Consider the following 14,400-nt stretch of genomic DNA (forward strand, 5'->3'; position numbering starts at 1 on the left):
TACGGATCGGGTAGGTGGTGATCACGTTGTTCCCCACCGAAGGGAGACCTGATGAGTGCCGCGGCAGAACCGGCCACCGTGCAGCAGTGCCTGCGGGCCGGAGCCGGCTTTTCGCTGGGTGACCGGAACTGGATCGCCGAGCAGTTCGCCACGCTCGACGCCCGGCTGGCCACGTTCCCGGCCGAGACCACCGAGCTGGAGGTCTCGGTGAAGGACCGGGAGGCGCGCGGGCAGAAGGTCACGCTCGAGTGCTGGATCGCGGGCCGGCAGAAGATCGTCACGACGTCCGGCGAGGAGGATCTGCACGCCGCCCTCAACGACGTCCGCGACGACCTGCGGCGGCGCCTCGACGACGCGAAGACCCGGCAGGAGCCGCGGCACAACCGCCACCTGCGGGCCGGGCTCGGCGACCTGCCGCAGGAGGAAGAACCGGTGATCTGACGCCCGCGCGGGCGGAGAAATTCTTCTCTTCTTGCCTTCGCGAGAAGATGTGGAGGCCGCCCCGCGGCGCACGTCTGGTGCCGCGCGGGCGTCCCTCCGCAGCATGGGGCGCATGAGCCTGATCCTCGCCCCCGGAACCGCCTGGACAGACATTCTCGACCGGGTCCGCACCGCCGTGCCCGAAGCCGTCGCCGGCAACCGGCTGCGCAACCTGTACGGCGGCACCTGGCACGACGGCGGGACGCCCGCTGAGCTGCGTACCCCCGTCGACGGGTCCGTGATCGCCGAGGTCTCCCGGATCGGCGCGGGCACCGCCGCCGAGGCCGTGCGGGCCGCCGCGCGGGAGCACCACGACTGGGCCGGAACGCCGCTCGGCGAGCGCAAGGCGCGGGTGGCCGTGGCGGTCGAGGCCCTGACCACGCACCGGGACCTGCTCGCCCTCGCCCTGGTCTGGGAGATCGGCAAGCCGTGGCGGCTGGCCTGCGCCGACGTGGACCGCGCCCTCGACGGCGTGCGGTGGTACCTGGAGGAGATCGACCGGCAGGCCGCCGGGCGCGAGCCCCTGCCGGGACCGGTCAGCAACATCGCCTCGTGGAACTATCCGATGAGCGTGCTGGTCCACGCCGAGCTGGTGCAGCTGCTGGCCGGCAACGCGGTGGTGGCGAAGACGCCGTCGCAGGGCGGCGCGGTCTGCCTGACGCTCGCGCACGCCCTCATGGTCCGCGCCGGGCTGCCGGTCACCCTGCTGTCCGGCAGCGGTGACGAGCTGTCCGAGGTGATCGTCCGGGCGCCGGAGATCGGGGCGGTGGCGTTCGTCGGCGGGCGGTCGAACGGCGGGAAGGTCGCCGCGGCCCTGCTCGACTCCGACAAGCGGCACTTCATCGAGCAGGAGGGCCTCAACGCGTGGGGGATCTGGGAGTTCTCCCAGTGGGACTCGCTCGCCGCCCACCTGCGCAAGGGCTTCGAGTACGGCAAGCAGCGCTGCACCGCGTACCCGAGGTTCGTCGTCCAGCGCGACCTGGTCGGCTCGTTCCTCGACGTCTACCTGCCCGTGGTGAAGTCCGTGCGCTTCGGTCACCCGCTGGCCGTGTCGGCGCCCGGCGAGCCGCTGCCGGAGCTGGACTTCGGGCCGCTCATCAGCGCCGCCAAGGCCGGCGAGCTGCGGCGCAAGGTGGACGAGGCGGTCCGCGGGGGCGCGGTGCCGCTGCATCGCGGCGCGGCCGCCGAGGGCCGGTTCCTGGAGGGTCAGAACATCGACGCGTACGTGGCCCCCACGGCGCTGCTGGCCCCGCCGGGACGCTCGCGGCTCATGCACGCCGAGCCGTTCGGACCCGTCGACACGATCATCGTGGTGGACACCGAGGACGAGCTGCTGTCGGCGATGAACGCGAGCAACGGCGCGCTCGTGGCCAGCCTCGCGGTCGACGACGAGGAGCTGGCGGCCAAGCTCGCGCAGGATGTGCACGCGTACAAGGTGGGGATCAACAAGCCGCGTTCGCGGGGCGACCGGGAGGAGACGTTCGGCGGCCGCGGGGCGTCCTGGAAGGGCGCGTTCGTCGGCGGCGACCTGCTCGTGCAGGCGGTCACGCTGGGCGAGCCGGGGGAGCGGCTGTACGGCAACTTCCCCGATTACACGAGCTACCCGTCCACGCCGTAACGTCGGACGGCGTGCCGAGGACCCTGCGAATCACCACGCGCAACGCCACCTTCCAGCAGTGGCAGGCGCTGCTCGACAACCGGACGAAACGGCACCGCGCCGGCGAGTTCCTCGTGCAGGGCGTACGCCCCATCTCGCTGGCGGTGGAGCACGGCTGGGAGATCCGCGCGCTGCTCACCGTGGACGGCCCCGCGCTGTCCCGGTGGGCGCGCGAGCTCGTCGAGACCGCCGGGGCGCCGCGGGCGGTGCTCTCCGCCGAGCTGATGCGCGAGCTGGGCGGCAAGGACGAGGAGTCGCCCGAGCTGCTGGCCGTGGTGGGCCTGCCGGCGGACGACCTCGCGCGGATCCCCGTCCGCCCGGACCTGCTCGTCGTGGTCTTCGACCGGCCCACGACCCCGGGCAACGTCGGCACGCTGGTGCGCTCGGCGGACGCGTTCGGGGCGGCCGGGGTGATCGTCACCGGGCACGCGGCTGATCCGTACGACCCGCGGGCCGTCCGCGCCAGCACCGGCTCGCTGTTCGCCCTGCCCGTCGTACGAGTGCCGAGCCATCGGGAGGTGCTCGAGTGGACGGGCGGGCTCGGCGTACCCGTGCAGATAGTCGGCACCGACGAGCGCGGGCCGGTCGACATCGCCGAGCACGACCTGACCGGGCCGACCGTCCTCGCGGTCGGCAACGAGACGCACGGCCTGAGCGCCGCCTGGCGTGACGCCTGCGACCGGATGGTCCGCATCCCGATCACCGGCGCGGCCAGCTCGCTGAACGCCGCGTCGGCGGCGACCGTGGCGCTGTACGAGGCGGCCCGTCAACGCCGGTCCCGATAATCCCTCACCCGCACGCCGCGCACGCCGAAGGTAAGGACGTGCGTGGAATCTCTCTCAGCGTCGGCAAGCGTCTCGGCCTATCCTACTTCCTGCTCACCCTCCTGATCGTCGTCGCCGCCGGCGCGGGCTGGTGGGGGCTGCGGCAGCAGAGCGACACTCAGCGCCGGCTGGCCGCCCTCGAGCAGGTACGCGACGACATCCAGCTCGCCAAGTACTACGCCGCCGACGTCACCGGATGGCAGGGGCTCGTGGTCGCGGACGCGGGAGCGTTCGGGTACGCGTACGCGACGGGCCCCGACGGCTACAACCGCCAGGGCGAACTGAAGAGCAAGCAGGCGATCTACGACAGCCTCGCGGCGGCGCACACGCAGGACATGACCGCCTCGGAGCGGGCCACGTTCGCGCAGCTCAAGCCCGCCTGGGACGACTTCTTCCGGTGGGACGACAAGATCATGCAGTGGCTGGCGAGCGACGACACCGCCGGCCGCGCCAAGGCCATGACCAGCATCAACGGCGGTGAGGCGGCCGACTCGTACGGCAAGGTCCTCGACATCACCGAGGCGCTGGACAAGTCCGTGAACGCGCGGGCCGAGCAGGTCCGCGCCGACGCCGCCCGGGTCCGCGACACCAGCGTGCAGGTGCTCGGCGGCGCCCTCCTGCTGGCGCTGGTCCTGGCCTTCGTCATGGGCACATGGGTCACCCGGTCGGTGGTCCGGCCGCTGACCGTGGTGGTCGCCGCGCTGGGCCGCCTGGCCCGCCGCGACCTCACCGCCCGCGCCGACCTGTCCCGCCGCGACGAGCTGGGCCGCCTCGGCGACGCGCTGAACACCACCGCCGAATCGTTGCGGGAGACCGTCGCCGTGATCGCGACGCACGCGGGCACGATCTCCTCCGCCTCGGAGGACCTGTCCCACGTGTCCGCCCGGGTCGCAGACTCCAGCGGGCACATCGAGACCCAGGCGACGGCGGTCGCCCGGGCGGCCCAGGACGTGTCCGGCAACGTGCGCACGCTCGAGGCGGGCAGCCACGAGATGGGCCTGGCGATCGACGAGATCAGCCGCAGCGCCGGGGAGGCCGCCCGGGTCGCCGTCGAGGCGGTGGGCGTGGTCGAGCAGACCAACGTCAGCGTGAGCAAGCTGGGCGACTCGTCCGCCGAGATCGGCGCGGTGGTCCGGATGATCACGTCGATCGCGGAGCAGACCAACCTGCTCGCGCTCAACGCCACCATCGAGGCCGCGCGGGCCGGCGAGATGGGCAAGGGGTTCGCTGTGGTGGCCGGCGAGGTGAAGGACCTGGCCCAGGAGACCGCCAAGGCGACCGACGACATCGCCCGGCTCGTGCAGGCCATTCAGGCCGACACCGGCGACGCGGTGGGCGCGATCGCCCGGATCGGGCAGGTGGTGAGCCGGATCAGCGACTACCAGACGATGATCGCGGCGGCGGTCGAGGAGCAGACCGCCACGACCGGCGAGATGGCCCGCAACGTCACCGAGGCGGCGGAGAGCAGCCGGGACATCGCGGCCAACATCGGCGGCGTCTCGACGGCGGTCGGCGAGACCACGGCCATCGTCCGGCAGGCCCGCGAGTCGGCGGAGGACCTCGCGCGAACGAGCAGCGAGCTGCAGAAGCTGGTGGCCGGCTTCGCCGTCTGACGCGATCCAGCTAACACTCCCTCAGCCCGGGCGGTGATCCGGCCGAGGAGATTGTCGTGCGTCTTTCCAATCTCAGCGTCGGCAAGCGGCTCGGCGCGTCCTTCCTGGTCCTGGTCGTCCTCATCGTGGTGGCGGCCGCCGCCGGCTGGTGGGGCATGCGCCAGCAGAGCGGGTCCCAGAGCCGGGTGGCGGTCCTGGAGCGGCTCCGCAGCCAGATCCAGGACGTCGAGTACTACGCGGCCGACGTCTCCGGATGGCAGTCGCTGTGGGTCAACGACGTCGCCGCGTACGGCTTCGCGTACCTCAGCGGGCCCGACGAGTTCAACCGCGAGGGCCTGCTCGACTCCAAGAAGTCGGTGTACGAGCTGCTCGCGAAGATCGACACCAAGGGCCTGACCCCCGCCGAGCGCACGACGTTCGCCAAGCTCAAGCCAGCCTGGGACGACTTCTTCGCCTGGGACGACAAGATGCTGTCCTGGCTGCAGGCGGACGACAGCCGGGCCACGCTGCGCCGGGTCATGGACAGCATCAACGACGGGCCGGCGTCCGACTCGTGGGCCGCCGTGCTGGATGTCACCAGCGAGCTCTACAAGTCGGTCCAGGCGCGCGCCGCGAAGCAGACCGAAGCGGCGGCTGACGTCCGCAGGACCAGCGAGCAGGTGCTCGGCGGCACGCTGGTGCTGGCCCTGGTCCTCGCGATGCTGCTGGCGCTCTGGGCGACCCGGTCGGTCGTGCGCCCGCTGAACGTCGTGGTCGCCGCGCTGGGCCGCCTGGCGCGGCGGGATCTGACCGCGCGTACCGACCTGCATCGCGGCGACGAGCTGGGCCGGCTCGGCGACGCCCTGAACACGACCGCGGAGTCGCTGCGGGAGACCGTCGCCGCGATCGCCGGGCACGCCGGCACGATCGCCACCGCCTCCGGCGACCTGTCGCGGATCTCCGCGCGCGTCGCGGACTCGAGCGAGGACGTGGACTCGCAGGCCGCCGCGGTCGCCCAGGCGGCCGGCGATGTCTCGGGCAACGTCCGCACGCTGGAGGCGGGCAGCCGGGAGATGGGCTCGGCCATCGACGAGATCAGCCGCAACGCCGGCGAGGCGGCCCGGGTCGCGGCCGAGGCGGTCACCGTCGTCGACCGGACCACCGTCAGCGTCGGCAGGCTGGGCGAGTCCTCCGCCGAGATCGGCGCGGTGGTCCGGATGATCACGTCGATCGCCGAGCAGACCAACCTGCTGGCCCTGAACGCGACCATCGAGGCGGCGCGGGCCGGCGAGATGGGCAAGGGCTTCGCGGTGGTGGCGGGCGAGGTCAAGGACCTGGCCCAGGAGACGGCGAAGGCGACCGAGACCATCGGCCGCCTGGTGCAGACGATCCAGTCGGACACCGGCGACGCGGTCGGCGCGATCGCGGAGATCGGCAGCGTGGTCAGCCGGATCAGCGACTTCCAGACGCTGATCGCCGCGGCGGTCGAGGAGCAGACCGCGACCACCGGCGAGATGGGCCGCAACGTGGCGGAGGCGGCGCAGAGCAGCCGGGACATCGCCGCCAACATCACCGGTGTCTCCACCGCGGTCGGCGGGACCACCACTGTCGTGCGTGAGGCGCAGGCCTCGGCCGAGGAACTCGCCCGCACGAGCAGCGAACTCGAGAAGCTGGTCGCCGGATTCACCGTCTGACCCGTACGGTCGCAGCATGGTGCCCACGCTGCGCTCGATCGTGGACCCGGCCTGGCTGGCGTCGACGGTGGCGCGGGAGTACGGGCTGGAGGTCTCCGGCTGCGTGCTCCTGCGCTCCCTCGTCAACGACGTCTACCGGGTCGACACCCCGGCGGGCCCGCGCGTCCTGAAGCTCTACCGCACCGGCTACAGCGCGGCCGGCCGGGAGGTCGCGCTCGCCGCGCACGTCGGTTCCGGCGTCGCGCAGGGCGTCCCGCTGGCCGACGGCAGCCCGGCGGGCACGATCGAGGCGCCCGAGGGCGCGCGCGCCTTCACGCTGTGGGAGTGGGTGCCCGGCGCGAAACCGGCGAAGCCGCGCACCGACGAGCTTTACCACCGCTTCGGCATCGCCACGGCGGCGTTCCACGAGGCGGCTTCCGGCTTCGAGGCTCCGTCCGCGGTGGACCCTGCAACGCTGCTGGACGACGTCCTGGCCAGCCTCCCGGACCCCGAGGACCGCCGGCTCACCGCCGCCCTGACCGCCGAGGCCGCGAGCCGGGTCGCCGGGGCCGGGCTCGAGCGCGGGATCTGCCACGGCGACGTCACCCTGGACAACGTCCACGCCGACGGCGACCGCCTGGTCTTCTTCGACCTCGACTGCGCCGCCGAGAACTGGCTCGCCGCGGATCTCAGCCCGGTCGCGGCCACCCCGCAGTGGCCGGCCTTCCTGGCCGGTTACCGTACGGTCCGGGAGCTGCCCGATACGGCGGTCGGGGCGCTGCCGTGGCTCGACGTCCTGCTCCGCATCGGCTACCTGCACTTCCACCTGTACGCCAAGCCGGCCATGCGGGGCACCGAGTCGCTCACCGAGGGCTGGGTCGACCAGAACCTGGGCCAGCTGCGGGCCGCGGCCGGGTGGCTGCTCCCCGAGTGGGAGACGTGAGCGCGGATGGGGCTGCTGGAACGCGACGACGCGCTGGCCGACCTGACGAGGCTGCAGGCGGAGAGCGCGGGCGGCGGCCGGATCGCGCTCGTCGCCGGTGAGGCCGGCGCCGGCAAGTCCAGCCTGGCCGCCGAGTTCGCGCGGTCGGTGCGGCAGCGGGCGCGGGTGCTCTGGGGCGCATGCGACCCCCTGCTGACCCCGCGGGCGCTCGGGCCGCTGCACGACATCGCGAAACAGGCGGGTGGCGCGCTGCGTGACCGCATCGGGGACGACGACCGCGGGGCCATCTTCGACGCGGTCCTGGACGCCCTCGACGGTCCCCGGCAGTCCCGGCGCCCGGTGGTCGTCATGGAGGACCTGCACTGGGCCGACGAGGCCACCCTGGACCTCGTCGCGTTCCTCGGCCGCCGGCTTCCGCTGTGCCGGGCGCTGCTGCTGCTCACGTACCGCGACGACGAGATCGGGCCGGACCACCCGCTGCGCGGCGTGCTCGCCGGGCTGCCCCGCGGACCGGTCCGCCGGCTGACCCTGCCGCCGCTGTCGGCCGGGGCCGTCGCGGAGCTCGCGCGCCGGGCCGGCCGGCCCTCCGCCCCGGTGTACGCACAGACCGGCGGAAACCCGCTGCTGGTCACCGAGGTGCTGGCGGCCGGCGGCTCCGAGGTGCCGGCGACCGTACGCGACCTCGTGCTGTCCCGCCTGCGCGCGCTGTCACCCGCCGCCCGCGACGCCGCCGCGCTGGTGTCCGTCGTGCCCGCGCACGCCGAACCGGCCCTGCTCGCCGGGCACGCCGCGGGTGTCGACGAGTGCCTGGCCGGCGGGGTGCTCACCGCCACGGCGGGCGGGGTGGCGTACCGGCACGAGCTGCTGCGCCGCGCGGTCGAGGAGTCGCTGTCACCCGTACGGCGGGCCGCCCTGCACGCCGGCATCGTGGCCCTGCTCGACGGCGACCCCGGCGTCGACCCGGCCCGGCTCGTGCACCACGCCCACCACGCCGGCCTCGCCGCGGCCGTGCTGCGCTGGGCTCCCGTGGCCGCCCGGCGCGCCGCCGCGGTGGGCGCCAACCGGCAGGCCGTCGCGCACTACGAGACCGCGCTGCGGCATGCCGCCGGGGTGCCGGACGAGCAGCGGGCCGGGCTGCTGGAGGCATACGCGACGGTGGCGTACCTGGCCGGGCTGAACGAGGAGGCCCTGCGCGCACGGCAGGAGGCGCTGGCGATCCGGGAGGCGGCCGGCGACACCGCGCTGATCGGCGAGAACCTGCGCTGGGTGTCGCGGCTGTCCTGGTGGACCGGGCGTACGGAGCAGGCCCGGGCGGCCGGGACGCGGGCGGTCGGCGTGCTGGAGCCGCTCGGCCCGGGGCCGCAGCTCGCGATGGCGTACAGCAACCTGTCCCAGCTGCGGATGCTCGCCAACGACGAGACCGCGGTCGCGTGGGGCGAGCGGGCGATCGCGCTGGCCCGGCGCTTCGGCGACCTGGACACCGAGGTCCACGCCCTGGTCAACGTCGGCTCCGCCCGGCTGCAGCTGGGTGACCCGGCGGGCGGGGAGGAGCTGGAACGGGCGCACCGGATCGCGGCCGCGGCCGGGCTCGACGACCACGCCGTCCGGGCCCTGGTGAACCGGGCCGGCATCGCCGTGGAGTGGTACGAGCTCGACATCGCCGAGCAGGTGCTGGACCGGGTGCTCGCGTTCGCCGAAGCCCGCGACCTCGGCGGGTACGCCCGGCACCTGCTCGGATACCGGGCCACGGCACGGCTGGCCCGCGGCGACTGGCCGGGCGCCGAGGCCGACGCGTCGCAGGGGCTCGCGGGGCCGCCGCAGCGCGGGCCGTTCCGCTGCCCGGCCCAGGTGACGCTCGGGCTGCTGCGGTCGCGCCGGGGTGCGCCGGGCGCGGACGAGATGCTGGGGGAGGCGGCGGTGTCCGCGTACGAGGCCGGCGAGCTGCAGTTCGTGGGTCCGGTCGCGGCCGCGCTCGCCGAGCACCACTGGACGGCCGGCGATCCGGGCCGGGCGCTGGAGGAGGTGCGCCGCGGTCTGCCGCTCGCCGTACGGGTCGGGCATCCGTGGCTGGCCGGGCGGCTCGCGTACTGGCAGTGGCGGTGCGGCGGGCCGGCCGTCGTCGACGGGATCGCGGAGCCGTACCGGCTGCTCATCCAGGGGGACGTGCCCGGTGCGGCCGCGGAGTGGGAGCGGCGCGGATGTGCGTACGCGGCGGCGGAAGCGCTGGCGTGCGGCGACGACGAGGAAGCCGGCCGGGCGCTGCAGGTGTTCGACCGGCTCGGCGCGACGGCCACGGCCCGGCGGGTCCGGGCGGAGCTGCGGCGTCGCGGCGCCCCGGTGCCCCGCGGCCCGCGCCCGGCGACCGCGGCGGATCCGGCCGGCCTGACCGCCCGGCAGCGTGAGGTGCTGGGGCTGCTCGCCGAGGGTCTCAGCGACGCCGAGATCGCCGGGCGGCTGTCGTTGTCGGCCAAGACCGTCGGGCATCACGTGTCGGCGGTGCTGGCGAAGCTCGGCGTACCGTCGCGGGGACAGGCCGCCGCGATCGCCCGGCGTCGATCGCCGAACATGGGGAATGCTCCCCACGCGTGAGCCCGCCGGCGGTTCCTACCGTCACCGCCATGACGACTTCTCCCACGCTGGACGGCATCAAGGCACGCCAGCAGAAGACCTGGGCCAGCGGCGACTACGGCGCGGTGGCGGCCCTCATCCAACCCATCTCCGAGCAGCTGGTGCAGGCCGCGGACATCTCCGCCGGCTCGCGGGTCATCGACGTCGCCACGGGTACGGGCAACGCCGCGATCGCCGCCGCCCGCTGCCTGTGCGAGGTGGTCGGCGTCGACTACGTACCCGGCCTGCTGGAGCGCGCCCGCGCCCGGGCCGCCGCCGAGCACCTGCCGGTCCGGTTCGTCGAGGCCGACGCCGAGGACCTGCCCTGCGACGACGGCGAGTGGGACGCGGTGCTGTCGGTCGTCGGCGTCATGTTCGCGCCGGACCAGGAGCGGGCGGCCGCCCAGCTGACCCGGGTGTGCCGGCCCGGCGGGACGATCGCGCTGGCCAACTGGACGCCGGACGGGTTCATCGGCGACCTGTTCCGCACGGTCGGCCGCCGGGTGCCGCCGCCGCCGGGCATCCGCGCTCCCGTCGAGTGGGGAACCGAGCCGCGGCTGCGCGAGCTGTTCGGCGACCGGGTGACGGACCTGCGGGTGAACCGGCGCGAGTTCGTGTTCCGCTTCGCCTCGCCCGAGGCGTTCGCCGACTACTTCCGGGCCTGCTACGGGCCGACGCTCAAGGCCTTCGAGGCGCTGGGTGAGGCCGACGGCAAGCTGCTGTACGCCGACCTCGTCGACCTCGTCCGGCGCCACGACGTCGCCCGCGACGGCACGACGAAGATCCCGTCCGCGTACGTGGAGGTGCTCGCCACCCGTACCGGATCCTGACTCACGCGGCCTGGGTCAGGCCGTTGAGGATGGTGGTCAGCCGGCCGGCGCTCGCGGTGCCGAGCTTCTCCAGCTCCATCCGCAGCACCGGCGCGGCGAGCTTCGCGAGCCCGTGCACCTCCAGGTCCACGCGGTAGGTGACCTCGCTGCCGGCCGGCGCGGGCCGTACGGTGACCGTCTCGGTGGAGCCCGCGCCCTCACTGTGCCCGGCGAAGACCAGCCGGTCGCTCCCGGCCTCCACCAGGGTGTACGTCAGCTCGGCGCGTACCCCGAGGATCCGTGACTCGCCGTGCCAGCTCGCGCCCACGGCGACCGGGCCCCCGCCGACCCGGGTGGCGCGCCGGCCCGCGGGATCCCAATCGGCGCTGTTGCCGAGATCGCGCAGGTACGCCAGCACGGCCGGAACCGCCGCCGCGACGGTGAAGGTGCGCGAGACCGTGATCATCGTCATCCCTCCGGCGCGGCCGACCGCCTCCACGATAAGGCCCGGCCGGGCCCGGCGATGTCGCCTTCCGGCGGAACCTTCCCGGTCACGGCACCCGGAAGGTCCGGACGTAGCGCCGCTGCCAGGGCGTCTCCACCGCGTGCCGGTCGTAACCCGCGCGGACGAAGGCGACCGCCTCGCCCGGCGGCACGCCGTCGAGGACCGCCAGGCAGGCCAGGGCCGTGCCGGTGCGCCCGCGGCCGCCGTGGCAGGCCACCTCCACGCGCTCGGTGCCGGCCCGTTCCCAGGCCTCGCGCAGCAGCGCCGCCGCGAGCGTCCGGTCGGTGGGCAGCCGGAAGTCGGGCCAGCGCAGCCAGCGGCTCTCCCAGGCGGTCGGCGGTGGCGGCGCACCCAGCAGGTAGACGCCGAAGCCGGGGCCGGGCCCCGGCGGCACCGGCCGGCGCAGGCCCCGGCCGCGGACCAGGCGGCCGGACGGCAGCGCGAGCACACCCGGATCTCCGTGGTCCCACCCCATGCGCGCCATTGTGCTCGCGGGGACGCCGGGCCGTCCGCTAGGCTCGCGCCGTGTTCAGCATCAGCCGCGAGCGACGCCGGATCATCACCCTCCGGTCGAGCTGACACGCGTCCTCCACCGGCGGGCCTCCGCCGGTGTCGCAGGAACCCCTCGTGGCCCCGGGCCGGCCCGCCCCGTCCCGTCGATGGGGTCCGACATGAATCTCGAAGCACTGCTCTCCGCGCGGCTCGGCGCCGCGCTGGCCGAGGTCGCGCAGGCGGCCGTCGATCCGGCCGTACGGCGCTCGCAGTTCGCCGACTTCCAGTCCGGGGCGGTGCTGCCGCTGGCCCGCAGCCTGGGCCGCCCGCCCCGGGACATCGCGGCGGACGTCGCCGGCCGCGCCGACCTGGCGGGCGTGGCCACGGCCGAGGTGTCCGGGCCCGGCTTCCTCAACCTCACCGTCGCCGACGAGGTGCTCGCCGCCGCGGCGGACCGGCTGGCGTCCGACGCCCGGCTCGGCGTGGCCCCGGTCGCGCGGCCGCAGACCGTCGTCGTCGACTACTCCGGGCCGAACGTCGCCAAGGAGCTCACCGTGGGGCATCTGCGCTCCACCGTGATCGGCGACGCGCTGGCCCGGACGCTCGAGTGGCTCGGGCACCGGGTGGTGCGGGTCAACCACCTCGGTGACTGGGGCACGTCGTTCGGCATGCTCATCGAGCACCTGCTGGACCGGGGCGTGACCGGGGCCGGGCAGGCCGGCGATCTCACGGCGTTCTACCAGGCGGCCCGGGCCAGGTTCGACACCGACGACGACTTCCGCACCCGGTCGCGGCTGCGGGTCGTGCGGCTGCAGGCAGGCGACGAGGAGACACTGCGGCTGTGGCGCGGGCTCGTCGCGAGGTCGCAGCGGTACCTGCTGGACACGTACGAGCGGCTCGGGGTGACCCTCACCGAGGGTGACTTCGCGGGGGAGAGCTTCTATCAGGACAAGCTCGCGTCGGTTGTGGACGAGCTGCAGGCCAAGGGCCTGCTGGTGGAGAGTGACGGCGCGCTGTGCGCGTTCCCGGCCGGCTTCACCGGCCGCGACGGCGGCCCGCTCCCGCTGATCGTGCGCAAGAGCGACGGCGGATTCGGGTACGCGGCCACGGACCTGGCCGCCCTGCGCCACCGGGTCCGCGACCTCGGCGCGACCCGGCTGCTCTACGTCGTCGGCGCACCCCAGCGGACCCACTTCCGGATGGTGTACGCGGTGGCCGCGGCGGCCGGCTGGCTGAGCGACGGGGCGAGCGCGGAACACGTCGGTTTCGGCTCGGTGCTGGGCGCCGACGGCAAGATGTTCCGCAGCCGGGCCGGCGACTCGGTGAAGCTCACCGACCTGCTCGACGAGGCCGTGGCGCGGGCTGCCACCCTCGCGCCGGGCCCGGAGGTCGCCGCGGCGGTGGGCATCGGCGCGATCAAGTACGCCGACCTGGCCAACGACCGCATGTCCGACTACGTCTTCGACTGGGACCGGATGCTGGCCCTGACCGGCAACACCGGCCCCTACCTGCAGTACGCGTACGCCCGGATCCGCTCGATCCTCGACCGGGCCGGCGAGTTCACCCCGGCGGTCACGATCGGCCACCGGCTGGAACGGGCGCTGACGCTGGAACTGCTGGCGTTCGAACCGGCCGTGCTGGCGGTGGGGGAGTCGCTGGAGCCGCACCGGCTGACCACGTACCTGTCCGGGCTGGCGGGGGTGTTCAGCGCCTTCTACGAGCAGTGCCCGGTGCTCTCCGCGCCGGACGGCGTACGCGAGAGCAGGTTGTCGCTCTGCCTGCTCACCGGGCGGACCCTGCGGCGCGGGCTGGACCTGCTCGGTATCGCCACCCCCGCACGGCTGTAGCGGGTCAGGAGGGCCGGCCCTCCTCCTTGACGACCCCGAGCAGGGGTGGGTTCGTGCCGGCCGGGTCCCACGTCGGCCCGGCCGCACGGGTCCACTCCAGCCGGCCGAAACCCGGCCAGATGCGCTGGGTGAGGGCCCGGCCGGCGTGCACCCGGTCGGCGGCCCGGCGGCGGCGCTCGGCCAGGACCGCGCTGAGGAACATCCACGGCGGCACGCCCGGCGGCACCGGCCGGGCGATCCGCTCGCTCACCTCGCCGGACAGGCTCTGCGCGAACCGGGCGTTCATCGGCTGCCGGATCTCCGCGGCCCGGGCCAGGTAGTGGCGTACCGCGAGGGCCAGGTCGTCGTCGAGGTTCGTCAGGTCCAGCGTCTGCGCCCAGCCCGCCAGCTGCGGTGGCATCGCCGGCACCCAGCCCCACGGCGCCGGGGACCGCTCGTGGATCACGAACGTGCCCGCGGCCAGGTCGCCGAGGCGCCGGCCCTGCGGCGAGAACAGCATCGTGGTCAGCGCGACCGCCCAGGTGAACGGCGGGAACAGCAGGCCGGGCCACTCCACGGCCAGCCCGATGAGGCTGCGCACCAGCGCGTGGCGTACCCGGATCGGGCCGCCGTCCTCGCGGACCACCCGCAGGCCCATCGCCCGCTTGCCGAGGCTGCGCCCGTTCGTGACGGTCTCCACGATCGTGGGGTAGCCGACGAACACGAGCAGCACCGACACGGTGGCGAGCGCGTCGATCAGCGCGTCGTCGGCGGCGGCGCCCAGCAGCGCCGACGACACCGCGCCGGTCAGCAGGAACAGCACGATGCCCAGCAGCACCTGCACGACCATGTCGAGCAGCAGCGCCAGCCCGCGCGAACCCACCCGGGCATTTCGGACGTCGACCTCCACGGCCTCGCCGTTGACGAGCTGCTCACCCCGCCCGCCGGCGATCGGCGCCACCACAGTCATCGGGTTAGTTAACCCGATCGCG

Annotated in this window: 12 protein-coding genes; 9 read left to right on the forward strand and 3 right to left on the reverse strand. The window is 74.4% G+C overall.

Annotated elements, in window-relative coordinates; all coding sequences use genetic code 11:
- The first annotated feature begins 51 nt into the window (after positions 1–51).
- The 8 genes from AB0K03_RS32020 (at position 52) to AB0K03_RS32055 (ending at position 10,606) form a co-directional block, all read left to right on the forward strand.
- Positions 52–441, forward strand: coding sequence for an HPF/RaiA family ribosome-associated protein (locus tag AB0K03_RS32020; RefSeq protein ID WP_364692609.1), 390 nt, complete (start codon positions 52–54; stop codon positions 439–441).
- 112 nt (positions 442–553) lie between these two features.
- Positions 554–2,098 (forward strand): aldehyde dehydrogenase family protein, encoded by a 1,545-nt coding sequence (locus tag AB0K03_RS32025; RefSeq protein WP_364692612.1) that lies wholly within the window; start codon positions 554–556, stop codon positions 2,096–2,098.
- Positions 2,099–2,109: 11 nt separating this feature from the next.
- Complete coding sequence (locus AB0K03_RS32030) at positions 2,110–2,922, forward strand: TrmH family RNA methyltransferase (RefSeq protein ID WP_364692615.1); 813 nt, start codon at positions 2,110–2,112, stop codon at positions 2,920–2,922.
- A gap of 38 nt (positions 2,923–2,960) precedes the next feature.
- Positions 2,961–4,574, forward strand: coding sequence for a methyl-accepting chemotaxis protein (locus tag AB0K03_RS32035; protein ID WP_364692618.1), 1,614 nt, complete (start codon positions 2,961–2,963; stop codon positions 4,572–4,574).
- 56 nt (positions 4,575–4,630) lie between these two features.
- The gene (locus AB0K03_RS32040; RefSeq protein ID WP_364692621.1) at positions 4,631–6,247 is read left to right on the forward strand and encodes a methyl-accepting chemotaxis protein; all 1,617 of its coding nucleotides are present in this window, start codon (positions 4,631–4,633) and stop codon (positions 6,245–6,247) included.
- Between the two features lie 16 nt (positions 6,248–6,263).
- Positions 6,264–7,169 (forward strand): phosphotransferase, encoded by a 906-nt coding sequence (locus AB0K03_RS32045; RefSeq protein ID WP_364692624.1) that lies wholly within the window; start codon positions 6,264–6,266, stop codon positions 7,167–7,169.
- Positions 7,170–7,175: 6 nt separating this feature from the next.
- Positions 7,176–9,758: an AAA family ATPase gene (locus tag AB0K03_RS32050; RefSeq protein ID WP_364692627.1), complete on the forward strand. Its 2,583-nt coding sequence runs from the start codon at positions 7,176–7,178 to the stop codon at positions 9,756–9,758.
- Between the two features lie 29 nt (positions 9,759–9,787).
- Positions 9,788–10,606 carry a methyltransferase domain-containing protein gene (locus tag AB0K03_RS32055; RefSeq protein ID WP_364692630.1) on the forward strand — a complete coding sequence of 273 codons (819 nt, stop codon included), beginning with the start codon at positions 9,788–9,790 and terminating at the stop codon, positions 10,604–10,606.
- A gap of 1 nt (position 10,607) precedes the next feature.
- Here the strand turns inward: AB0K03_RS32055 and AB0K03_RS32060 are convergent, their stop codons facing one another.
- On the reverse strand, positions 10,608–11,051 hold the full coding sequence (locus tag AB0K03_RS32060) for an SRPBCC family protein (RefSeq protein WP_364692633.1): 444 nt from the start codon (positions 11,049–11,051) through the stop codon (positions 10,608–10,610).
- A gap of 85 nt (positions 11,052–11,136) precedes the next feature.
- Positions 11,137–11,565, reverse strand: a complete 429-nt coding sequence (locus AB0K03_RS32065; RefSeq protein ID WP_364692636.1) for a protein-tyrosine phosphatase family protein — start codon at positions 11,563–11,565, stop codon at positions 11,137–11,139.
- A gap of 196 nt (positions 11,566–11,761) precedes the next feature.
- Here AB0K03_RS32065 and argS point away from each other — a divergent pair, with 196 nt between their 5' ends.
- Positions 11,762–13,429 carry an arginine--tRNA ligase gene (gene argS / locus AB0K03_RS32070; RefSeq protein WP_364692639.1) on the forward strand — a complete coding sequence of 556 codons (1,668 nt, stop codon included), beginning with the start codon at positions 11,762–11,764 and terminating at the stop codon, positions 13,427–13,429.
- Between the two features lie 4 nt (positions 13,430–13,433).
- Here argS and AB0K03_RS32075 read toward each other — a convergent pair whose 3' ends face one another.
- On the reverse strand, positions 13,434–14,378 hold the full coding sequence (locus tag AB0K03_RS32075; protein ID WP_364692642.1) for an RDD family protein: 945 nt from the start codon (positions 14,376–14,378) through the stop codon (positions 13,434–13,436).
- Positions 14,379–14,400 lie beyond the last annotated feature (22 nt).

Origin of the sequence: Actinoplanes sp. NPDC049316 (assembly GCF_040677315.1) — a bacterium.
Taxonomy (GTDB): Bacteria; Actinomycetota; Actinomycetes; order Mycobacteriales; family Micromonosporaceae; genus Actinoplanes.

Bases quoted from the DNA above. Each gene is read 5' to 3' on its own strand.
- AB0K03_RS32025 (WP_364692612.1), top strand. From the start codon at position 554: ATGAGCCTGATCCTCGCCCCCGGAACCGCCTGGACAGACATTCTCGAC.
- AB0K03_RS32020 (WP_364692609.1), top strand. From the start codon at position 52: ATGAGTGCCGCGGCAGAACCGGCCACCGTGCAGCAGTGCCTGCGGGCC.
- AB0K03_RS32050 (WP_364692627.1), top strand. From the start codon at position 7,176: ATGGGGCTGCTGGAACGCGACGACGCGCTGGCCGACCTGACGAGGCTG.
- AB0K03_RS32060 (WP_364692633.1), bottom strand. From the start codon at position 11,051: ATGATCACGGTCTCGCGCACCTTCACCGTCGCGGCGGCGGTTCCGGCC.
- AB0K03_RS32055 (WP_364692630.1), top strand. From the start codon at position 9,788: ATGACGACTTCTCCCACGCTGGACGGCATCAAGGCACGCCAGCAGAAG.
- argS (WP_364692639.1), top strand. From the start codon at position 11,762: ATGAATCTCGAAGCACTGCTCTCCGCGCGGCTCGGCGCCGCGCTGGCC.
- AB0K03_RS32045 (WP_364692624.1), top strand. From the start codon at position 6,264: ATGGTGCCCACGCTGCGCTCGATCGTGGACCCGGCCTGGCTGGCGTCG.
- AB0K03_RS32065 (WP_364692636.1), bottom strand. From the start codon at position 11,565: ATGGGGTGGGACCACGGAGATCCGGGTGTGCTCGCGCTGCCGTCCGGC.
- AB0K03_RS32075 (WP_364692642.1), bottom strand. From the start codon at position 14,378: ATGACTGTGGTGGCGCCGATCGCCGGCGGGCGGGGTGAGCAGCTCGTC.